Source organism: Mesorhizobium sp. CA15, from assembly GCF_020165215.1.
Taxonomy (GTDB): Bacteria; Pseudomonadota; Alphaproteobacteria; order Rhizobiales; family Rhizobiaceae; genus Mesorhizobium.
In genome coordinates this window covers 357,139-377,356 of sequence record NZ_JAIUHQ010000003.1, presented here as the reverse complement: position 1 = coordinate 377,356, position 20,218 = coordinate 357,139, and the positions used below count along the sequence as shown (strand labels likewise).

Genomic DNA, 20,218 nt, shown 5'->3' with positions numbered 1-20,218 from the left:
TTGGCCAAGACCGCCGGGCAAGCCGGCGGCCTCGTATGCGTCGGGACGCTGCCTACCTGATCTTCGGCAGCTGTTCCCACTGGTGGAACGGCGGCGGCGAAGGCAGCTGCCATTCGAGCGTGGTGGCGCCCTCGCCCCACGGGTTGGCGCCGGCGACGCGCTTCTTCTGGAAGGCCTCGAACACGCCGTAGAGGAAGATCGCAACGCCGACGGCCGCGATGTAGGAGCCGTAGGACGAAACCATGTTCCAGCCGGCGAACGCGTCCGGATAGTCGACGGTGCGGCGCGGCATGCCGGCGAGGCCGAGGAAGTGCTGCGGGAAGAAGATCAGGTTGACGCCGACGAACGTGACCCAGAAGTGGGTGTTGGCGATAACCGGCGAGTACATGTAGCCGGTCATCTTCGGGAACCAGTAGTACCAGCCGGCGAAGATGGCGAACACCGCGCCCAGCGACAGCACGTAGTGGAAGTGGGCGATCACGAAGTAGGTGTCGTGCAGCGAGCGGTCGAGACCGGCATTGGCCAGCTGAACGCCGGTGACGCCACCGATGGTGAACAGGAAGATGAAGCCCAGCGCCCACAGCATCGGCGGCTTGAAGGAGATCGAGCCGCCCCACATGGTGGCGATCCAGGAGAAGATCTTCACGCCGGTCGGCACCGCGATGACCATGGTGGCAAACACGAAGTAACGCTGCGTGTCGAGCGACAGGCCGGTCGTGTACATGTGGTGCGCCCAGACGATGAAGCCGACGGCGCCGATCGCGACCATGGCGTAGGCCATGCCGAGATAGCCGAACACCGGCTTCTTCGAGAAGGTCGAGACGATATGGCTGATGATGCCGAAGCCCGGCAGGATCAGGATGTACACCTCGGGATGGCCGAAGAACCAGAACAGATGCTGGAAGAGGATCGGGTCACCGCCCTGATCCGGCACGAAGAAAGCGGTGCCGAAATTGCGATCGGTGAGCAGCATGGTGATGGCGCCCGCCAGAACCGGCAGCGACAGCAGCAGCAGGAAAGCGGTGATCAGCACCGCCCAGGCAAACAGCGGCATCTTGTGCAGCGTCATGCCGGGAGCGCGCATGTTGAAGATGGTGGTGATGAAGTTGATGGCGCCGAGGATCGACGACGCGCCGGCGATATGGATCGACAGGATCGCCAGGTCCATCGCCGGGCCTGGCTGGCCGGAGGTCGAGAGCGGCGGATAGATGGTCCAGCCGCCGCCGACGCCGAAGGCGCCCGGCGCGCTCGGCACGAACATCGAGGAGAGCAGCAGGATGAAGGCAGGCGGCAGCAGCCAGAACGAGATGTTGTTCATGCGCGGGAAGGCCATGTCCGGCGCGCCGATCATGATCGGCACCATCCAGTTGGCGAAGCCGCCGATGAGCGCCGGCATGACCATGAAGAAGATCATGATCAGGCCGTGCGCGGCGCCGAAGGCGTTGTACATGCTCTTGCCGCCGTCGATGGCGGCGTCGCCCTGCATGCCGTAGACCATCTGCGCCAGGCCGCTGAAGATCTGGATGCCCGGCTCCTGCAGCTCCATGCGGATGGCGACCGAGAGCGCGGCGCCGATGATGCCGGCCATGATCGCGAAGATCAGGTAGAGCGTGCCGATGTCCTTGTGGTTGGTCGAGTAGACCCAGCGGACCCAGCCATGCGGCCTGTGGTCGCCGTGATCGTGAGCTGCAGCCTCTGCCATGTTCCGCTCCGTTCCCTAAATCTTGCTAACCCGCGGCATCAGTTGCCGGCGGCCGCTACCTTGTTGGTACCATCGATCTCGGCCATCAGCGCCTTGTTGGCGGCGGGCACGTCGGTCTTGGCCGTATCCAGCCAGGTCTTGAACTGCGCATCGGACACCACGCGCACGGCGATCGGCATGAAGGCATGGTCCTTGCCGCAGAGCTGCGAGCACTGGCCGTAGTAGAGGCCTTCCTTCTCCGCCTTGAACCAGGTCTCGTTGGTGCGGCCGGGGACGGCATCCATCTTGATGCCGAAGGACGGCACGGCGAAGGAGTGGATGACGTCGGTGGCGGTGATCAGCACGCGGGTCATGGTGTTGACGGGCACGACCAGCTCGTTGTCGACCGCCAGCAGACGCGGATAGCGGGCGCGATCTTCCTTGCCCGCCTTGGCCCGGTCGGCATCCTGAAGAACCGCCGAGTTGAAGGAGAAGGTCTTGTCGACCTGGTACTCGTAATCCCAGTTCCACTGGTTGCCGGTCGCCTTGACGGTGAGCTTGGCTTCTTCCGGCGGCGTGTATTGAGCGGTGAGCAGCTGGAAGGAGGGAATGGCGATGAGCAGAAGCACGATCACCGGCCCGACGGTCCAGATCACCTCGATCAGCGTGTTGTGGCTGGTCCTGGACGGCACTGGATTGGCGCTTGCGCGGAACCTGACGATGCAGACCAGCAGAAGCACCAGCACGAGGATGGTGATCGGGACGATGAACCACATGGTGTAGTTCCCAAACCGCTCGATCTGCCGCATCATGTCGGTCGCGGGCGCCTGGAAGGTCATCTCCCATTCCCGCGGCTGGTCGGCGCGAGCCGCCGCACCGGAGAAGAGCACGGCCGAAGCTGCCGTACCTGCCAAGAATTCAGCGCTTGCCAGGAATTTCCTCATCGCCCTCTCGTCTCCCACTTCCCGCGATCTGGTCGCACCAATAACGGACGACACCGGAATTGGGAATCCCGGGCTGTCCCGAGGCTGGTTCAAACCATACTCTATTTCCCTCCGCAAGAAAGGAGCGGAGGAAACCGTGCGGCATTTTTGCGCGCAGGCCGAAGGCTGCGTTCGGCGCCCGCCATGCTATATGCGCGACGGTCGCAATTCGGGCGAATTTGCTTTGGAAAAGCATGCAATTGCCGGTATCGGGGCGGACCGGCGGAGGTCTCGTCCTTTACTTGGCCCCGGCGCGGCTTAAAGTGCCGTGATTCGCAATGGAGCCGTTATGACTTCCTGGCTTTCGAGAACCCTGGCGAAGGTCGTCCTTGCCGTCGCCTTGCTCGGTGTCGGCGTAGCCGTCGGCGCCCCCGCCTCGCCTAACGACGCCAAGCCACCGAGCGGCACGGTGAAGTCGACGCATGGCGCGTGGTCGATCATCTGCGATACGCCTGCAGGTGCTACCTCAGAACAATGCGTGATGATGCAGAACGTCGTCGCCGAGGACCGCCCTGAAATGGGGCTTTCGGTCGTGGTGCTGCGCACAGCCGACAACAAGGCCGAGATCCTGCGCGTGCTGGCGCCGCTCGGCGTGCTCCTGCCCAACGGGCTTGGCCTCAATGTCGACGGCAAGGATATCGGCCGCGCCTATTTCGTGCGCTGCTTCCAGGATGGCTGCTACGCCGAGGTGATTCTGGAAAAGCCGCTGCTCGACACGCTGAAGAGCGGCACGTCGGCCACCTTCATCGTGTTCCAGACGCCCGAGGAAGGCATCGGCATTCCGGTCGATCTCAAGGGCTTTGCGGACGGCTTCGCCGCCCTACCTTGATCTTCTTGCCCATGCACCGCGGCCATTTCCGACGCTGAGGTCGGATGGCGAATGCGGATTTGGCGGCAGGAGGCTCCATGCGCACGTCATTGTCCGCTTTCATCGCTGGGCTGGCGCTGGCCGGTGCGGTTTCGGTCGCCCGGGCCGAGGACGCCGAAATCCTCCGGAGGCCCGACCCGGCGGCGATCCTCGATATCGCCAAAGGCTTCGGTTCCGCCAGGATGGGCAAGGACGACAACGGCGATCCGATGATTTCGGGGCGGGTCGACGGCGTTAAATACCTGATCTATTTCTACGGCTGCGAAGACCGCGAGAACTGCAAGTCGCTGCAATTCGCGACCGGCTACGCCGACCCGCTTACCGCTGACCAAGCCAACGCCTGGAACGCAAAATACCGGTGGGTGAGGGCCTATTCGGGCGACGGCTCGAATTTCAGGATGGATGTCAGCTTTGCCGGCGGCATCACCAGGGCCAATCTCGAGGAGCAGTTTTCCAATTGGAACGCGATGGCCGGCAACATCAAGGACTTCGTCAGCGGCAGGTGATGGCGGCGCAATCGTCGCCTTGACCCAGTTGGCGATTGTGCAACGGCGGCTTCGCGCCTACATGCCGAGGAACGATTTGTTTCCACGAATGGATTTGCCATGAACAGCCTGATCGGCCAATTCGACATTTCCGACGATCGCGTCAAGGAGATCGTCACCGAGACCATCAAGGGCGCCGACGACGGCGAGCTGTTCCTCGAATACAGCGAGAACGAAGCGCTGATGTTCGATAATGGCCGGCTGAAGACGGCCAATTTCAACACCGACCAGGGGTTCGGCCTGCGTGCCGTGGCCGGCGAGGCCAGCGGTTATGCGCATTCGAGCGATCTCTCCGAAGCCTCGCTGTTGCGCGCGGCGGACGCAGTCTCGGCTGTCAAAGGCGGCTATTCCGGCACATTGGCCGGAGCGCCCGCCCGCACCAACCGCCATCTCTATGGCGACGAGAACCCTATCCCCTCGCCTTCCTTCGAGGCCAAGGCCAAGCTGTTGCAGGAGATCGACGGCTGGCTGCGCGCCAAGGATCCGCGCGTGCGCCAGGTGACGGCGTCGCTTGCCGCCTCGTGGCAGCATGTCGAGATCGTGCGCGGCGACGGCCACATTGTGCGCGACATCCGCCCGCTGGTGCGGATCAACGTTTCCGTGGTGGTCGGCGATGGCGACCGGCAGGAGAGCGGCTCCTACGGCATGGGCGGCCGCAAGAGCTTTGGCGAATTCGTCGGCGAGGAAAGCTGGAAGCATGCCGCCAGCGAGGCGCTGCGGCAGGCGCTGGTCAATCTGGAAGCGGTTCCGGCGCCCGCCGGCACATTCGACATCGTGCTGTCCAGCGGCTGGCCGGGTGTGATGCTGCACGAGGCGGTCGGGCACGGGCTCGAAGGCGACTTCAACCGCAAGAAGACATCGGCTTTCGCCGGCCTGATGGGCCAACAGGTGGCGGCGAAGGGTGTCACCGTGGTCGATGATGGCACCATCCCCGAGCGGCGCGGCTCGCTCACTGTCGACGACGAAGGAACGCCCTCGGCGCGCAATGTGCTGATCGATGACGGCATACTGGTCGGCTATATGCAGGACCGCCAGAACGCCCGGCTGATGGGCATGAAGGCGACGGGCAACGGCCGCCGCGAAGGCTATGCGCACCAGCCGATGCCGCGCATGACCAACACCTACATGACCTCGGGCGACATGGAGCCGGAAGAGATCATCGCCTCGGTCAAGAACGGCATCTATGCCGTTTCCTTCGGCGGCGGCCAGGTCGACATCACGTCGGGCAAGTTCGTGTTCGGCTGCACCGAAGCCTACATGATCGAGAACGGCAAGGTGACGCAGCCGATCAAGGGCGCGATGCTGATCGGCAACGGGCCGGACGCCATGCACCGCGTCAGCATGATCGGCAACGACATGAAGCTCGACACCGGCATCGGCATGTGCGGCAAGGCCGGACAGGGCGTGCCCGTCGGCGTCGGCCAGCCGCATCTGCGGATGAACCAGATGACGGTGGGCGGCACCAGGGTTTGAGGGTCTGTCGTCCACTGCCTGACGAACGACCATCCGGAGCAGTCTCCGCGCGCCAGGCGGTTCCGGCGTGAATGCATCCTCCACCTTGAAGTGAACACAATCGTGTTAGGACATTATTAATTGTTCAATTGGCGGGGCGGGCGTTTGCGCATTAGCTTGTCGCCAGTCTTCTCGTTGCGGTGGTGTCGGCAATGCAGCGTTCCCCTGGCGTCCTGACTTCTTCTTTCCTCATTGGCCTCGTTTCCCTGGTTGGCGCATCATCGCTGCAAGTCGGCCCTGCAGCGGCGCAGTCGTCGCTGTTCAAGCTAACGGCTGCGAGCGCCGCCGCAGTCGGCGGCAGCACCAGCGTCCCATATGGCTGGCTCGATTTCTGTCATCGCCGGCCGAAGGAATGCAACGTGCCTGCCCTGCCTGCCATAAGCGTCAGGCTGACCGCGCAGAAAATGAGCATCCTCAAGCGGGTAAACCAGAAGGCGAACCGTTCCATCAAGCCCGTCAGCAACTATGACCACTGGGGCACGACGATGGACCACTGGGACTATCCGACGGACGGCAAGGGCGACTGCAAGATCTACGCGCTCTACAAGCGCAAGCTGCTCCTGGAAGCGGGCTTCCCCCGGCAGGCGCTGCTGATGACGGTGGTGCGCGATCTCCACAATGAGGGCCACACCATTCTGACGGTGAAAACCGACAAGGGCGATCTCGTGCTGGACAATCTGGTCGACGAAATCCGCCCCTGGAACGCCACCGGCTATTATTTCCTGAAACGCCAGTCGCAGCAGAACCCGAACACCTGGGTGTCGATCAACCAGCGCGGCGGCACGGCGAAACGACTGTCTCCGAGCTCATAAGGGCCAGAGCGTTTCACGGAAACGGCGAGCCGCTCTCTCGCCCTGGGATGCAATTCTGCACGGAAGGCTATGGCGAAGTCACCGAGCCAGAACCTTTCACCTTTTCCCGCAATCGCTCCCGGCGTGACCAGAGCGGTCCTGTCTGCTTTGACGGACTGATCCGTCACATTCTCTACCTCGCAAATTCATAGGCCGGAAAATCCGGCCCATGAACGAGCGTTGCCGCCCGCGGTCAAGCCTTGCTGGCCTACTGCTGGCAGGGCGGCTCGCCAGGACGCCCGCAGGTCGGCTTTTTGTTTCCCTGCGGCGGCTGCTCCTTGAGCTGCTGCGGCAGGCGCCGTTCCTGTATCTGAGGCTGAGGCCGCTGCTGCAAGCGTCTTTCTTGCATCTGAGGCTCAGGCCTCAACTGCTGCAGGTGTCTCTCTTGCATCTGAGGCCTTGGCTGCGCCTGGAACTCTGGCCTTTGCGGCCTGAGCACCTGCACGTTCGGCCTTTCCTGCTTGAAGCTGCGCTGGACGTTGATGCCTGCGCCGGCGGAACCCTCTTCGCCGTTCGGCAGCCTGCGAAACTTCCTGTTTGCGTTGGCCGAACCCTGATTCTGGTCGGAGAACACACTCGGATTGTTTCTCCTGAGCCGCTCCTGCACGCTCGCCCGGTTGTCGGCTGGCGCACCATTGACGGTCGGCAGCTTGCGGAACTTCTTACCGCTATCGCCTCCGTTGACCGAGCCTTGATCGCTCGGGCTGAGGGCTGTCTGGCCTCCCGACAGATCCTTGCGTGTCAGCTTCCTCGGTCTGCCTTCGTTCTGGCCGGACAACGCATTCGGATTGTTCTTCCCGAACCTCTGCTGAGCGTTCTGCCCGTTCTCGCCTGGCGCGCCATTGACGGTCGGCAGCTTGCGGAGCTTCTTACCTCTATCGCCTCCGTTGACCGTGCCTTGATCGCTCGGTCCGACAGCTGTCTGGCCTGCCGGCAGATCCTTGCGGGTCAGCTTCCTCGGTCTGCCTTCGTTCTGGCCGGACAACGCATTCGGATTGTTCTTCCCAAACCTCTGCTGGGCGTTCTGCCCGTTCTCGCCCGACGCGCCATTGACGGTCGGCAACTTGCGGAACTTGCCCTTCTTGCCCTGATCGTCGACAACTCCGTTCTGCTGGCCGTTGCCCGTGACGGGGGCGCCGGCATTCCCGGTAGCCTGCTGGTTGCCGCTCACAGGGCCTTGCTTGCCCAGCACCCTCCTGTTGGGCGCGTTCTGGCCGTTGAGCACCGGCTTGCCGTTGACGAGCGGCAGCGCTCTGCCGTCAGCTCCCGGCAAGGCGTGATCAGTCGAGAGCTTGCCCATCGTCCTCGCCTGCGGCGTCACACCCGGCTGCTGGCCCTGCGTGACAGCCTGGCCCGGTTTCAGCGATTGCGGCGTCTCACCAGGCTGCTGGCCCTGCGTGGCAGCCTGGCCCGGCTTCAGCGGCTGGCCGCCCTGATTTTGCTTGAATAGCGCCGCCCTTTTCTGCAGCAACGGCGGCAACGCCACCTTGGCCGCCAGCGAGGCCGCGCCCGCACCAACCGCCATCTTCTGCCCGGTGGTGAGGCCGCTGGGTGCATTTGCGTTTGGCTGTCGGGCCTGATTGGCCGGCTCGTTGTTGATCGTCGTGTTGTTGATGTTGTTGATGACGGTCGTGTTGTGAATGTTGTTGAAGATGATGTCGTTCGGCGGCGGCGCAATGTCACGCGGCGGCCTGACCCAGACCGGCACGGGGACGAAGACCGGCGTCGGCAGGACGTAAACATCGACCGGCGGCGGGGGCGGCGGCAGCACGACGAAATCGGGCGGCGGCGGCGGCAGGAATATCACGTCGATCGGCGGCGGCGGCTCGAAGTCGAAATCGGGATCGTCGAAATAGAGCACCGGCCTGTCGACATAGATGATTTCCTCCGGCGGCGGCGGTGGCACGTCGTAGACGATGACGGTGAAGCTCGTCGGTGGTTCGAGCTCGGCGTCGAAATGCTCCAGCCGGCGGCGCGCGTCCCAGGCATGCAGCCCGTGCGGATAACGCTCGAGATAGGACCAATAAGCCTCCGGCGTGTCCCGCAGCCATGTTTCGCGCCAGGTGATCGCCTCGCGCCGCGCAGCGATGATGGCGCGCACGCGCTTGGCCATCGGATCGTGCGGATAAGCGACGAGGAACTCCTCGTAGCCGCGCATGGTATCGCGGTCGAGTGCCGCGACATAGGCGTCATGCGCATTGAAGTCGCGGATCGGCCTGGTCCGGTTGGCCCGTTCTTCGGCCTCCGAAACCTTCGGCGGCGGCGCGTCCTGAGCGCGTTCGAAGAAGACGAAAGGCGCGCTGATCTTCGAGGCGTCCCACGGAATTTCGGCACCTTGCGTCACCTCGTTGACGCGTAGCCGCGTGCGGTCGAAAACATCGTCAAGCGACAAGCCGCCTTCGCGCATCATCTCGGCGAGCGCCTGAGCATAGGCGCCGTATGGGCCCTTGCCTTCCGGCGCAACCGTTCCGGGCGCCGCGTTGAAGGCAATCAGCATGTTGGGGTCGGGGTCGACCAGCGCGAGACCGCTAGCCAGCGGCTGGCTCATTTTCGGAAGGGCATTGGGCCGAGCCGCGTCGAGGACAACGATATTGACCTTCGCCGGCAGTCCCGCCAGGGACTTGGTAATATCGGAGAGCCGCATGGCCTGCAGCGGCACGTCGGCCGGATTGGCGATCCGGGCGTCGACCGGCAAGAAATAGTTCTCGCCTTCGAACTGCACGCCGCGGCCGGCGAGGTATACGAAAACGGTCGCGTCCGGGCCGGCGGCAGAAACCTTTCCAAGAAAATCGCGCAGCGCGCCACGCAACGAGTCCTGGTCGACATCGCGTGCGCCGACCACATCGAACCCTGCTGCCTGCAGGGTCTGGGCGATCAGGCCGGCGTCATTCGCGGAGGTGACCAGCGCATCCGACGGATAGGCGGCGTTGCCGATGACGAATGCGAGACGTTTCTGCTGTTGGGCGAGCGCGCCCGTCGTGGACGCGACGGCGAACGTGATGAGAACGACGACAAGGCCGATGATTTTCCGAAGCGAGCGCATTGCAATCCGCCATCCTTGTCCGCCATTCGTCCAACGCGATAACGCCGGAGAGACAGGAATGTTTCCCTAACCGCAGAATTAAGACCCTGCAAAAAGGCGGCTTTAGGGCGCAATTTCGTCGAAAGAACAGAGGCTTCACAGTTTTCACGCGAGCCTCCGGCCGCGAGCTACCGCCGCCGCTTCGGCTTCTCCAAAAGCGCGACCGCCTCGACATGCGGCGACCACAGGAACTGGTCGATCGGCGTGACGCTCTTCAGCGTGTAGCCGCCATCGATCAGGATGCGCAGATCGCGCGCGAGCGTCACCGGATTGCAGGACACCGCGGCGACCAGCGGCACGTCGGAGCGGGCGATCTGCTTCGACTGGTCCTCGGCGCCGGCGCGCGGCGGATCGAAGACCAGCCCGTCGAAGACGTTCAACTCCTTGAAGGTCAGCGGCCGACGGAACAGGTCGCGGCGTTCGCTGGTCACGCGCTTCAGGCCGCTGGAAAAGCGGAAGGCGCGATCGAGCGAGGCAAGCGCCGGCGCATCGCCCTCCACAGCGTGAACCTCTGATTTCGCCGCGAGCCTGAGCGCGAAGCTGCCGCAGCCGGCAAACAGGTCCGCGACCTTCCTGGCGCGCCACAGATGCCGGCCGACAAGGTCCGCCATCGCCCGCTCGGCAGCTTCCGTCGCCTGCAGGAAGGCGCCGGGCGGCACGGCGACCGCGACCGATCCGAACTGCACGACCGGCTTCTTCGGCTCGACGACGATCTCGCCGTCGACGGAAAGCCGCGCCAGACCTTCGGCCATGACGAAATTCGACGCGATACGGCGCTGATGGTCGCCAAGCTTGCCGGCATCGTGCACAGCCACGTCGAGGCCTGAAGCGGTGACGGTCACCGTCATATGAAATGCCTTCGGGGTGGCGCAGACCAAGCCGGCCAGGGCGCGCAGTTTGTCGAGCGCCGAGACGATCGCGGGCAGCGAGATCGGGCATTCCTCGATCGGGATAATCTCGGAAGACAGCGCGCGCACGAAGCCCAGCAGCATGCCGGCGTCCGCGCGCCTGGCACTGAACGTGACCCGGCGGCGGGTGTGCGGCGCGCAAGGCACCAGCGCAGCGATGTCGCAAGCGATGCCCTTGAGCTTCAGCGCCTGCACGACCCTCTCGCGCTTCCATTGCCGGTAGGCTCCAGCCTCGTAATGCTGCAGCGCGCAGCCGCCGCATTCGGTGAAATGGCGGCAGGCGGGATCGATCCTGAGCGGCGAGGCTTCCAATACCGACATCAGCGCGGCGCGGTCCTTCTGGCGCGCGGCCGTGACCATCTCGCCCGGCAGCGTGAACGGGATGAAGACCTCCCCGCCTTCGGCATTGGCGATACCGTCGCCCTGCGAGCCCAGCCTTGCAATGGTGAAGCGTGTGCTCATCGCCCGTCCTTCGTGGCGGCGAGCAGGAACTCGCGGTTGCCGTCGCCGCCTTCGATCGGCGACGGCTCGAGTCCCAGCACGCGCCAGCCGGGAACGCCGGCCAGCCAGTCGCGCAAATTTGCAGCAATGCGCCCGGCATCGCCCGGATCCTTGAGCAGGCCGCCCTTGCCGATGGCCTCGCGGCCCGCCTCGAATTGCGGCTTGACCAGCAGAACTGCCTTGGCGCCCTCGCCCGCCAGTTCCAGCGCCGGCGGCAGAGCCAGCTTCAGCGAGATGAAGCTGACGTCGCAGACAAGGAAACCGGGAACGCGGCCGCCGAGATCGGCTGCCGTCAGATCGCGCGCGTTCAGTCCTTCGATCACCGTCACACGCGGGTCGCCGGCAATGTCTGGATGCATCTGGCCGTGACCGACATCGATCGCCATGACATGGGCCGCGCCGCGCTCGAGCAGCACCTGGGTGAAGCCGCCGGTCGAGGCGCCGATGTCGAGCGCCTCGCTGCCGGAAGGATCGAGGCCGAAACGGTCGAGGCCGGCGATCAGCTTCAGCGCCGCGCGCGACACATAGGCCTGCGCCGGATCATCGATGGCGATCAGGCAGTCCGAAGCGACGGGTTGGCCGGGCTTGCGGGCGACGGCGCCGTCAACCGTCACCGTGCCGCGCTCGATCGCGTCGCGGGCGCGCGAACGGCTGGCAAACAGGCCGCGCCCGACGAGCAATTCGTCGAGCCGCTGGCGCCGGCTGGCTGGCAAAGGGGAACTCATCGGCCTTCATTGGCGAAAGCCGGGCGCGAACGCAATGGTTGAATATGGCGCAAGAGGCTGCAGAATGCCGAGAGGAACAGGCGGTTCGTCAGCCGGTGGAGGTGGCAATGCTGAGGGGTACCTGTCATTGCGGCGCAGTTCATTGGACGCTGGAAGGCGATCCCGGCGCAATCACCGCATGCAATTGCACGCTTTGCCGCCGCTACGGAGCGCTCTGGGCCTATGACTATGCCGACGAGCGCATCCGCGTCGCCGGACTACTGAAATCGTACACACGCGCCGAGGTGGCGGAGCCCGCGCTGGAAATCCTGTTCTGTCCGACCTGCGCCTGCGTGGTCGCCTGGCGTGGCCTGCGCTCCGGCGAAAGCGGCCGCACGCGCATCGCTGTCAATGTCAGGCTTGCGCCGCCCGAGGAGGTCGCCGACCTGCCGATCGACCATTTCGACGGCCTCGACACTTTTGACGACCTGCCGCGCGACGGCCGCTGCGTGCGCGATATGTGGTTCTAAAAAATGGTGCGCGAAACCTGGCGCTCGATGGCGGGCATCAGGCCGTCATTGCCGGAGGCTTGCTTGCGCGGCGGCTCAACCGGAGTGGGCGCGACGGGACCTGCATCCGGCAGCACGACGAGTTGAGGAACCTGCTTATAGGAGAAGCCGCCGCGAATATTGCCCATCTTGCCGGCAACGATATCCAGCACCGCCTTTTCGAGATTGCGGTCGTAACGTGTTTCGGCTGCCGCCGACGCCGTCACGGCCGCCAAAAGGGCTACTCCGCACAGAAGCGTTTTCATTTTTGGTTGTCTCCCTGCCTGGCTCGAGCTTCTAGCAGGGCGCCGTTGAAAATCGGCCAAGAGACAGGGTAAGCGAACCGCCAAACGGGAGCGTTAACAGATACCTACATCTGGCATCCGGCAAAACGATTCACCGCTTGAAGCTCTGATTCAGGCGCGCTGCGCCTGCACGCCGCGACCGAGCGCGGCGAAGACGGTGCGTACGATGCCTGCCGAATCCAGCCCGGCATCGGCATACATCTTCTCCGGCTTGGCATGGTCGGTGAACGCGTCCGGCAGCACCAGCGGGCGCACCTTGAGGCCGCTTTCGAGAAGGCCTTCATGGGCGAGGAAGTGCAGCACCTGGCTGGCGAAGCCGCCGATGGCGCCCTCTTCCACGGTCACCAGCACCTCATGCGAACGGGCGAGCCGCCGGATGAGATCCTCGTCCAGCGGCTTGGCGAAGCGGGCGTCGGCAACCGTGGTGGAAAGGCCCGCAGCGCCAAGTTCCTCGGCCGCCAACAGGCAATCCTGCAGCCGCGTGCCGAAGGAAAGCAGCGCGACCTTGGTCCCTTCCTTGAGGATGCGGCCCCTGCCGATCTCCAGCAGCGAGCCGCGCTCCGGCATGTCGACGCCGACACCATTGCCGCGTGGATAGCGGAAGGCGATCGGGCCGTCATCATAGGCAGCCGCGGTGCGCACCATATGACGCAGCTCCGCCTCATCGGCGGCGGCCATGACAACGAAGCCCGGCAGCGTGGCCAGGAAGGTCGTATCGAAAGCGCCGCAGTGGGTGGCGCCGTCGGCGCCGACGAAACCGGCGCGGTCGATGGGAAAACGCACCGGCAGTTTCTGGATCGCCACGTCGTGGACGACCTGGTCGTAAGCGCGCTGCAGGAAGGTTGAATAGATGGCCGCAAAAGGCTTGTAGCCTTCGGTGGCGAGCCCCGCGGCGAAGGTCACCGCATGCTGCTCGGCAATGCCGACATCGAAGGTTCGCTTCGGAAACACCTCGCCGAAGAGATCGAGACCGGTGCCGCTCGGCATGGCGGCGGTGATGGCGACGATGCGGTCGTCCTCACGCGCTTCCTGGATCAGGCTTTCGGCGAAGACCTTGGTGTAGGCGGGCGCGTTGGCCGGCGCCTTGGCCTGCGCGCCTGTGATGACGTCGAACTTGTTGACGCCGTGATATTTGTCGGCTGCGGCCTCCGCCGGCGCGTAGCCCTTGCCCTTCTGCGTCACGACATGGATCAGCACCGGGCCTTTGCCGTTGTCGCGGACGTTCTTCAGCACCGGGATCAGATGTTCGAGATTGTGCCCGTCGATCGGACCGATGTGATAGAAGCCGAGCTCCTCGAACAAGGTGCCACCGGTGACGTAACCACGCGCATGCTCGACCGCACGGGTGATGGCGCGGTCGGCGCGCTTGCCCAGATAGGATGTCAGCTTCTTGCCGAAATCGCGAAGGCCGAGATAGGCCTTGCCGGAGGCGAGCCTCGCCAGATAGGCGCTCATGGCGCCGGTCGGCGGCGCGATCGACATGTCGTTGTCGTTGAGGATGACGATCAGCCGGGCGTCGAGCGCGCCGGCATTGTTCAGCGCCTCGAAAGCCATGCCGGCCGACATCGAGCCGTCGCCGATGACGGAAATGACATTGTTGCGGCCGCCCGACAAGTCGCGGGCCATGGCCATGCCGAGACCGGCCGAAATCGAGGTCGAGGAATGCGCGGCGCCGAACGGGTCGTATTCGCTCTCGGCCCGCCGGGTGAAACCAGAGAGGCCGCCTTCCTGGCGCAGCGTGCGGATGCGGTCGCGGCGGCCGGTCAGGATCTTGTGCGGATAGGCCTGGTGGCCGACGTCCCAGATCAGCCGATCCTGCGGCGTGTTGAAAACGTAGTGCAGCGCGACGGTCAGTTCGACGACGCCGAGGCCGGCGCCGAGATGACCGCCGGTCTGCGACACGGCATCAATCAACTCGGCGCGGAGCTCCGCGGCAAGCTGCGGCAGCGCGCTCTCATCAAGCGTCCGCAAATCCGCCGGAATGCGGACCTTGTCGAGCAGCGGCGTGTCTGGCTTCACTCGGGCGCGTCCTGCCTTATCGATCGAACACGGCGCTATCAGCAGATTGCGCCATAATCATGCGCGGGAATAGTCCGCCGGCGGGCGAATGTAAATGCGTGCCAGTGACGCGTGCTACGCTGCAAGGTGTATTGAGATTCAGGTCAGGCCGCGCCGAAAATGATGGATTCCGAGAACCGGAGCGGAGCGTACTCAAAGTACGTGAGCACCGGAAGCGCAGGAAACCGGCATTTGCAGGCCGGCCTCACCTGAATATCAACACACCTTAGTTCTCGGGCAGCGGAATGAACTCCTCCTCATCGCCGGGAACGATATCGAAGCGGCCCGTCTTCCATTCCTGCTTGGCCTGCTCGATGCGTTCCTTGGAGGACGAGACGAAATTCCACCAGATGTAGCGCTTGGAGCCCAGCGAAGCGCCGCCGAACAGCATGAAATGCGCACCGCGCTCGGAAGAGACCACGATCTCCTCGCCCGGCTTGAACACCAGGAGCCGCTCGGCCGGGAAAACATCGCCGGCGATCGAGACGTCGCCTTCCAGCGTGTAGATGGCGCGCTCCTCGGCATCGGCTGGAATCTTCACGCTGGCGCCGGCGGCCAGTCTGAGATCGGCGTAGAGCGTGTCCGAGGCGGTCGCCACGGGCGAGCGAAGGCCTGAGAACGCGCCAATGACGACGCGGCCGCTGACACCCTCGGCATCGATCTGCGGCAAGCGGGCCACCGACGTGTTCGCGAACACCGGGGCAATCTCCTCCTTGCCGTCGGGCAGCGCCAGCCAGGTCTGCAGGCCGGAGACCGACATCGGCGCGCCGCGCAATTCCTGTGGCGTGCGCTCTGAATGAACGATGCCGCGCCCGGCGGTCATCAGATTCACGTCGCCCGGCGCGATCACCATTTCGGTGCCGAGCGAATCGCGATGCCTGATCCTGCCGTCGAACAGATAGGTGACGGTGGAAAGCCCGATATGCGGATGCGGACGCACGTCGAGCGCATGGCCGGCGCGCAGGATCGCAGGGCCCATGCGGTCGAAGAAGATAAACGGCCCGACCAGCCGGCGCTTCGCCGTTGGCAAGGCGCGGCGCACCTCGAAGCCGCCAATGTCCTTGGCGTTCGGAACGACCATCAGCTCGATCTGGTCGCAGGCGAAGGCATCGCCGGGTTCGGGATCGTTTCCCGGAAAGAAGCTCATGTCGGATCCTCAGGCGAAACGCAGCGCCGACCTGGCCTTCGCCTTGGCAGCTTCTTCCTCGCGGTTGCGCGGCTCCTGGTTGGTTTCGAGCGAATCGATCAATTCGCGCGCGACAGCCGCGATCGCCTCGACAGCATGGTAGAAGGCATGCTCGTTGCGCTTGGACGGCTTGGTCGAGCCGCTCAGCTTGCGCACGAATTGCAGCGCGGCGTCATGCACTTCGTCATTGGTCGCCGGCGGCTCGAAATTGGCCAAGGTTTTGATGTTGCGGCACATGGCTTGAACTCCTTACCTGCTTTCTCTGCCCTTACCCGGTCTGAGATCATCCGCTGAGGTGTTGAGATCAGGTCAGGCCGAGCCGAAAATGGTGGTTTCCGAGAACCGGAGCGGAGCGTACTTGAAGTACGTGAGCACCGGAAGCGCAGGAAGTTGCCATTTGCAGGCCGGCCTCACCTGAATATCAACACCTCAGTCGGCGTCCAGCGGTTCAGTTCCCACCGGCTTGCCGTCGCGCGACAGCCTGATCTTCTCGACCTTGTCCTCGGCGGCTTTCAGCAGCCGGTCGCAATGCGCCTTCAGCGCCTCGCCGCGCTCATAGATCTTGATCGACTGGTCGAGCGGGACGTCGCCGCGCTCAAGATCATCGACGATCTTCTCCAGCGCGTCGAGCGCCTGTTCGAAGCTCATCGCCTTGACGTCCTCATTGCCTTCCAATGCCATACCCTATCCCTTCATCAGCCGCCCGACATGGGCGGCGACTGAAAATGCCAGTCCCTGCAGATCGTAGCCGCCTTCCAGCAGGCTGACGAGCCTGTTGGAGCTATGGCGCCCGGCGCGTTCCATCAATTGCCCGGTCGCCCAGTCGAAATCGTCCTCGGTCAGGTTGATCTCGGCCAGCGGGTCGCGATGGTGCGCATCGAAGCCGGCGGAAATGATGATCAGGTCTGGCGCGAACGCGTCGATCGAGGGCAGCACGCGCGACAGGAAGGCGTCGCGGAAGAGATCGCTGCCGGTCTGCGGCGCCAGCGGCGCGTTGACGATGTTGCCGGCGCCGGTCTCGTTCTTCGCGCCGGTGCCCGGGTAAAGCGGCATCTGGTGCGTCGAGCAATAGAGCACCGATGGGTCGTCCCAGAAGATGTCTTGCGTGCCATTGCCGTGATGAACGTCCCAGTCGACGATGGCGACACGCTCGGCCTGGTGCTTCTTCTGCGCGTAACGGGCGGCGATCGCCGCCGTGTTGAACAGGCAGAAGCCCATTGCCGTGGTCTTTTCGGCATGATGTCCAGGCGGACGCGCGGCGACGAAGACGTTTGCCGCACGGCCCTCGAAGACGTCGTCCACCGCCGCGTTGGCACCGCCGATCGCGGTGATCACGGCCTGCCAGCTTTTCGGGCTGGCGCTGGTGTCGGCGTCGATCGACGCGATCCCGCTCTCAGGGATCGCCCCGCGCACGCGCTCGACGAAATCCTCCGGATGCGCATAGAGGATCGTTTTCTCGTCGCCTTCCGGCGCCTTGACGCGGTCGAGCGCCGAAAATGCCTCGTCGTCGAGCACGCGCTCGATGGCACGCAGGCGGTCGGGCCGCTCGGGATGGCCGGGCGGCGTGAGGTGTTCGAGGAAGATCGGGTGCGTATAGAGACGGGTGGCCATGGCGCCTAATCTAGGGGCCTATGCCCGCAATGACCATGTTTGGCAGCCGAATGGCTGGGGAAATCGCGTCTTGCCGTGTCGCTAACGCCATTGGCGCGGCCTAAGCTTCGCTGTAAGGTCGCATCGCTGCCAGGTGCCCGCGACGCGGGAGAATCGGGAACACGGTTGAACTCCGTGGCGTGCCCAACACTGTAAGGGGGACCGCGCCGGCACACGCCACTGTCGAAGACGGGAAGGCGCCGGATGCGGGACGATCCCGAGCCAGAAGACCGGCCCGGCAGACATGGTTTTCCGCTTGGTCAGGCGGGGGACTGCTTGTCGCAAGGGGAAAAGCGATGACGGCAGCAGCGATCGCCGCGAGCGGCGACGACTTTGACCAATTGGCGCGCGACGCGGTCTACCGGGCCATGTTCACCAGGCGCGACGTGCGCAGCCATTTCGTCCCCGACGATCTCGACGACAATGTGCTGGCGCGGCTCATCACCGCCGCGCATCACGCCCCGTCGGTCGGCTATATGCAGCCGTGGAATTTCATCGTCATCCGCGATGCCGAGCGGCGCAGACAAGTGCGCGACCTGTTCCTCGCCGCGCGCGAGCAGGAGTTGCCGGCGATCGAGGCGGAACGGCAGGCGCTCTACCGCAAGCTGAAACTCGAGGGCATTTGCGAAAGCGCGCTCAACCTGTGTATCACCTGCGATCGGCAGCGCTCGAAGGACTCGCCTCTCGGGCGTTGGCACAATCCGGAGATGGATCTCTACAGCACCGTCTGCGCGGTGCAGAATTTCTGGCTGGCGGCACGGGCCGAAGGTGTCGGCGTCGGCTGGGTGAGCATCATCGAGACCGAGGCACTGAAGCGGCTTCTCGCGATCCCGGAGCATGTCACGCCGATCGCCTATCTGTGCGTCGGCCGCGTCTCGGCCTTCGCGCCGAAGCCGGACCTCGAGGCGCATGGCTGGGGCAAGCGCCTGCCGCTGCCCGAACTGGTCATGAGCGAGACGTTTCGCGGCGCCGGCGAGGCGCCGCTTAAATCGGCAATCGCAAAGCTTGGCGGCCCATCAAAGCCATGATCAGGCGGCTCTCGGCGTATCCCAGCGCGAGCCGCCGCCGAAAGAGCCCAGCGCCTTGTCGCGCAGTTCCCTGAATTTGGACGAGGTCTCGGCGAGCCGCCGGTCCCATTCGGGATTGGGCGCCTGGCCTTCGATGGCTTCGAAATAGACCTGCATCAGCGAGGCGATGGCGAAGGGCTCGATGAAGGCTGCCTTGAAGGCCCAGGCGAAGACGATGGCCAGCACGAAGGCCCAGCCGGCAAGCTGGCCCGGCATGACCCACAGAATGGCGGCCGCGGGCGCCAGCATCAACAGGAAGATGACGAAGGACACGCCCCACATGATCGCCGCCAGCCAGACGGCGTTCTTGACCATGTGCTTGCCGTTCTGCGCGTAGAGCACGACGCCTTGCCTTGCCGTCTCGAAAGGCGAGCTCGAATTGATGCGGATGTTGTAGCCGAGGATGATCTCGTCGACATAGGTCAGCGACAGGCGGATCACCGTGTTGATGAAGCTGACGATGCCGCTCAAGCCCGGAACGGGCAGGAAGGCGGCGATGCCGCCGATCAGGCCGGTGATGGCGCGGATGGCGCCCTTGACCAGCTGGTCGACGACGAAAAGGATGTTGGCCTCGGCAAAACGCTGGGTGACCACTTCCTTCGCGTAGGCGATCTGGCCCTGGCCGTCGGGGACATCTTGGCCGTCGATCAGATGCACCATGACGGCGATATGGCCCGCTTTCAACACATAGAGGATGTATTCGCGTATCCAGTAGACAGCGATCGAGACGACGCCGAAGCCGACCACGCCACCCCACAGCGCGAAGGACATCGGGCCGTCGGGATCGGTGGAGATGTGGCCGACGCCGTAGCCGACGCTGGCGCCCGTACCGGTCGCCATGATGTAGGCGACCGTGATGCCAAAATAGACGATCATGCGAAAGACGATGAACGGCCATGTCCGCATCATGATCGACACGGATCTGGCGATGCTGAAGTCCCACATGGCCCCGACTCCCCTCACCTTCAGAGTTGGCGGTGGAGGATGCGCTCGCCCCGGCGATTGTCAATCGCGGCAGGGTTGCGCCGGCCCGAAACCGGTGCATAAGCCGGTGGCTTGATTACCCGAGCGTGCCGTCAAGGCTTCTTTCGCAAGCCTTCGAGCAACTGCTTGAAGGCCGTGATCGCTTTTTTCGAGGTCGCCTCGGGGTCCGTCGAATTGGCGATGCGCTGCGCGGCCTGGCTGCTGGCGCCATTGATCAGCCGTGAGGTCGTCTCGGGATCAAGCTCCGGAACGACCTCGCCCTCTTCCTGCAGCCTGGTCAGATGGTTGGTCATCGAGGCGGTGCAGGCGCTGGCATTCGGCCACTGCGCCGGATCGCCGAGCACCGCCGGGCCATCGCGGAACATGATGCGCTGGATTTCCGGCTCGAGCGCCATCTCGATATAGGTGGTGCATTCGTCGACGAAATGCTGCCAGCGGGTGGGCGCTTTCGAAGCCACCTCGTTCACCCGCACAGCCATTTCGCCGTCGATCTCCGCGATCACCGCCTGCAGCAGTCCCTTCTTGTCGCCGAAATGATGGTAGAGCGCGCCGCGCGTGAGGCCGGCCGACGCGGTGAAATCGTCCATCGAGGCCTCGGCATAGCCGATCGTGCCGAAAGCATGGCGAGCGGCCGCGATCAGCTTGGCGCGCGTCTCGGCGATCATCTCCTTGCGCGGTCTGTGCATGGTTCTGGCCCTACTCACATACGCCTCGTATGCCAATTGACATACGTGGCGTATGAACTATCTCACAGTCATACGCAGCGTATGTAATTTTAGTATGCA

The 20,218-nt window shown here is 64.2% G+C and carries 19 protein-coding genes and 1 riboswitch; of the genes, 6 read left to right on the top strand and 13 right to left on the bottom strand.

Annotated elements, in window-relative coordinates; translation table 11 throughout:
- Positions 1-52 precede the first annotated feature (52 nt).
- Together ctaD and coxB are read right to left on the bottom strand one after the other, a co-directional pair.
- Entirely contained in the window at positions 53-1,702 is a 1,650-nt protein-coding gene (gene ctaD / locus LB515_RS08430) for a cytochrome c oxidase subunit I (RefSeq protein WP_095766763.1), read from the bottom strand.
- Positions 1,703-1,740: 38 nt separating this feature from the next.
- Entirely contained in the window at positions 1,741-2,742 is a 1,002-nt protein-coding gene (gene coxB / locus LB515_RS08425; RefSeq protein WP_411965842.1) for a cytochrome c oxidase subunit II, read from the bottom strand.
- A gap of 211 nt (positions 2,743-2,953) precedes the next feature.
- On the opposite strand from coxB, the gene LB515_RS08420 reads away from it, so the two are divergent.
- The 4 genes from LB515_RS08420 to LB515_RS08405 all read left to right on the top strand — a co-directional run bounded on the left by LB515_RS08420 (position 2,954) and on the right by LB515_RS08405 (position 6,401).
- Complete coding sequence (locus LB515_RS08420) at positions 2,954-3,493, top strand: invasion associated locus B family protein (RefSeq protein ID WP_095766761.1); 540 nt, start codon at positions 2,954-2,956, stop codon at positions 3,491-3,493.
- A 77-nt stretch (positions 3,494-3,570) separates the two neighbouring features.
- Complete coding sequence (locus LB515_RS08415) at positions 3,571-4,038, top strand: YbjN domain-containing protein (protein ID WP_224707410.1); 468 nt, start codon at positions 3,571-3,573, stop codon at positions 4,036-4,038.
- 99 nt (positions 4,039-4,137) lie between these two features.
- Positions 4,138-5,550, top strand: coding sequence for a metalloprotease TldD (gene tldD / locus LB515_RS08410; protein ID WP_224707409.1), 1,413 nt, complete (start codon positions 4,138-4,140; stop codon positions 5,548-5,550).
- A 191-nt stretch (positions 5,551-5,741) separates the two neighbouring features.
- Positions 5,742-6,401: a transglutaminase-like cysteine peptidase gene (locus LB515_RS08405; RefSeq protein ID WP_224707408.1), complete on the top strand. Its 660-nt coding sequence runs from the start codon at positions 5,742-5,744 to the stop codon at positions 6,399-6,401.
- 247 nt (positions 6,402-6,648) lie between these two features.
- Here the strand turns inward: LB515_RS08405 and LB515_RS08400 are convergent, their stop codons facing one another.
- The 3 genes from LB515_RS08400 to LB515_RS08390 form a co-directional block, all read right to left on the bottom strand.
- Entirely contained in the window at positions 6,649-9,483 is a 2,835-nt protein-coding gene (locus LB515_RS08400) for a caspase family protein (RefSeq protein WP_224707407.1), read from the bottom strand.
- Positions 9,484-9,650: 167 nt separating this feature from the next.
- Complete coding sequence (locus tag LB515_RS08395; protein ID WP_224707406.1) at positions 9,651-10,892, bottom strand: class I SAM-dependent RNA methyltransferase; 1,242 nt, start codon at positions 10,890-10,892, stop codon at positions 9,651-9,653.
- Entirely contained in the window at positions 10,889-11,656 is a 768-nt protein-coding gene (locus tag LB515_RS08390; RefSeq protein ID WP_224707405.1) for a TlyA family RNA methyltransferase, read from the bottom strand. The genes LB515_RS08395 and LB515_RS08390 overlap by 4 nt, the downstream gene beginning before the upstream one ends.
- A 107-nt stretch (positions 11,657-11,763) precedes the next feature.
- Between LB515_RS08390 and LB515_RS08385 the strand changes: the two genes are divergently transcribed.
- Complete coding sequence (locus LB515_RS08385; RefSeq protein WP_224707404.1) at positions 11,764-12,165, top strand: GFA family protein; 402 nt, start codon at positions 11,764-11,766, stop codon at positions 12,163-12,165.
- On the opposite strand, the gene LB515_RS08380 is transcribed toward LB515_RS08385, so the two are convergent.
- The 6 genes from LB515_RS08380 to LB515_RS08355 all read right to left on the bottom strand — a co-directional run bounded on the left by LB515_RS08380 (position 12,162) and on the right by LB515_RS08355 (position 17,343).
- A complete protein-coding gene (locus LB515_RS08380; protein WP_224707513.1) occupies positions 12,162-12,410 on the bottom strand; it encodes a hypothetical protein in 249 nt (82 codons plus the stop codon). The genes LB515_RS08385 and LB515_RS08380 overlap by 4 nt on opposite strands.
- A 189-nt stretch (positions 12,411-12,599) precedes the next feature.
- The gene (dxs, locus tag LB515_RS08375) at positions 12,600-14,507 is read right to left on the bottom strand and encodes a 1-deoxy-D-xylulose-5-phosphate synthase (protein WP_224707403.1); all 1,908 of its coding nucleotides are present in this window, start codon (positions 14,505-14,507) and stop codon (positions 12,600-12,602) included.
- A gap of 265 nt (positions 14,508-14,772) precedes the next feature.
- Positions 14,773-15,693 (bottom strand): pirin family protein, encoded by a 921-nt coding sequence (locus LB515_RS08370; protein WP_140847990.1) that lies wholly within the window; start codon positions 15,691-15,693, stop codon positions 14,773-14,775.
- 9 nt (positions 15,694-15,702) lie between these two features.
- Positions 15,703-15,969, bottom strand: coding sequence for a DUF2277 domain-containing protein (locus LB515_RS08365; RefSeq protein ID WP_095766753.1), 267 nt, complete (start codon positions 15,967-15,969; stop codon positions 15,703-15,705).
- Positions 15,970-16,161: 192 nt separating this feature from the next.
- Positions 16,162-16,413, bottom strand: a complete 252-nt coding sequence (locus tag LB515_RS08360) for an exodeoxyribonuclease VII small subunit (protein WP_095766752.1) — start codon at positions 16,411-16,413, stop codon at positions 16,162-16,164.
- Between the two features lie 3 nt (positions 16,414-16,416).
- Positions 16,417-17,343 carry a histone deacetylase family protein gene (locus LB515_RS08355; RefSeq protein ID WP_224707402.1) on the bottom strand — a complete coding sequence of 309 codons (927 nt, stop codon included), beginning with the start codon at positions 17,341-17,343 and terminating at the stop codon, positions 16,417-16,419.
- A 114-nt stretch (positions 17,344-17,457) separates the two neighbouring features.
- A riboswitch (cobalamin riboswitch) is annotated at positions 17,458-17,636 on the top strand.
- Between the two features lie 42 nt (positions 17,637-17,678).
- Here LB515_RS08355 and bluB point away from each other — a divergent pair.
- The gene (bluB, locus tag LB515_RS08350; RefSeq protein ID WP_224707401.1) at positions 17,679-18,410 is read left to right on the top strand and encodes a 5,6-dimethylbenzimidazole synthase; all 732 of its coding nucleotides are present in this window, start codon (positions 17,679-17,681) and stop codon (positions 18,408-18,410) included.
- On the opposite strand, the gene LB515_RS08345 is transcribed toward bluB, so the two are convergent.
- Together LB515_RS08345 and LB515_RS08340 are read right to left on the bottom strand one after the other, a co-directional pair.
- Positions 18,411-19,394, bottom strand: coding sequence for a hypothetical protein (locus LB515_RS08345; protein ID WP_224545889.1), 984 nt, complete (start codon positions 19,392-19,394; stop codon positions 18,411-18,413).
- 131 nt (positions 19,395-19,525) lie between these two features.
- Positions 19,526-20,119, bottom strand: coding sequence for a TetR/AcrR family transcriptional regulator (locus LB515_RS08340; protein WP_095766748.1), 594 nt, complete (start codon positions 20,117-20,119; stop codon positions 19,526-19,528).
- Between the last annotated feature and the right edge of the window lie 99 nt (positions 20,120-20,218).

Bases quoted from the DNA above. Each gene is read 5' to 3' on its own strand.
- ctaD (WP_095766763.1), bottom strand. From the start codon at position 1,702: ATGGCAGAGGCTGCAGCTCACGATCACGGCGACCACAGGCCGCATGGC.
- LB515_RS08420 (WP_095766761.1), top strand. From the start codon at position 2,954: ATGACTTCCTGGCTTTCGAGAACCCTGGCGAAGGTCGTCCTTGCCGTC.
- LB515_RS08415 (WP_224707410.1), top strand. From the start codon at position 3,571: ATGCGCACGTCATTGTCCGCTTTCATCGCTGGGCTGGCGCTGGCCGGT.
- tldD (WP_224707409.1), top strand. From the start codon at position 4,138: ATGAACAGCCTGATCGGCCAATTCGACATTTCCGACGATCGCGTCAAG.
- LB515_RS08405 (WP_224707408.1), top strand. From the start codon at position 5,742: ATGCAGCGTTCCCCTGGCGTCCTGACTTCTTCTTTCCTCATTGGCCTC.
- LB515_RS08400 (WP_224707407.1), bottom strand. From the start codon at position 9,483: ATGCGCTCGCTTCGGAAAATCATCGGCCTTGTCGTCGTTCTCATCACG.
- LB515_RS08395 (WP_224707406.1), bottom strand. From the start codon at position 10,892: ATGAGCACACGCTTCACCATTGCAAGGCTGGGCTCGCAGGGCGACGGT.
- LB515_RS08390 (WP_224707405.1), bottom strand. From the start codon at position 11,656: ATGAGTTCCCCTTTGCCAGCCAGCCGGCGCCAGCGGCTCGACGAATTG.
- LB515_RS08385 (WP_224707404.1), top strand. From the start codon at position 11,764: ATGCTGAGGGGTACCTGTCATTGCGGCGCAGTTCATTGGACGCTGGAA.
- LB515_RS08370 (WP_140847990.1), bottom strand. From the start codon at position 15,693: ATGAGCTTCTTTCCGGGAAACGATCCCGAACCCGGCGATGCCTTCGCC.
- LB515_RS08365 (WP_095766753.1), bottom strand. From the start codon at position 15,969: ATGTGCCGCAACATCAAAACCTTGGCCAATTTCGAGCCGCCGGCGACC.
- LB515_RS08360 (WP_095766752.1), bottom strand. From the start codon at position 16,413: ATGGCATTGGAAGGCAATGAGGACGTCAAGGCGATGAGCTTCGAACAG.
- LB515_RS08355 (WP_224707402.1), bottom strand. From the start codon at position 17,343: ATGGCCACCCGTCTCTATACGCACCCGATCTTCCTCGAACACCTCACG.
- bluB (WP_224707401.1), top strand. From the start codon at position 17,679: ATGACGGCAGCAGCGATCGCCGCGAGCGGCGACGACTTTGACCAATTG.
- LB515_RS08345 (WP_224545889.1), bottom strand. From the start codon at position 19,394: ATGTGGGACTTCAGCATCGCCAGATCCGTGTCGATCATGATGCGGACA.
- LB515_RS08340 (WP_095766748.1), bottom strand. From the start codon at position 20,119: ATGCACAGACCGCGCAAGGAGATGATCGCCGAGACGCGCGCCAAGCTG.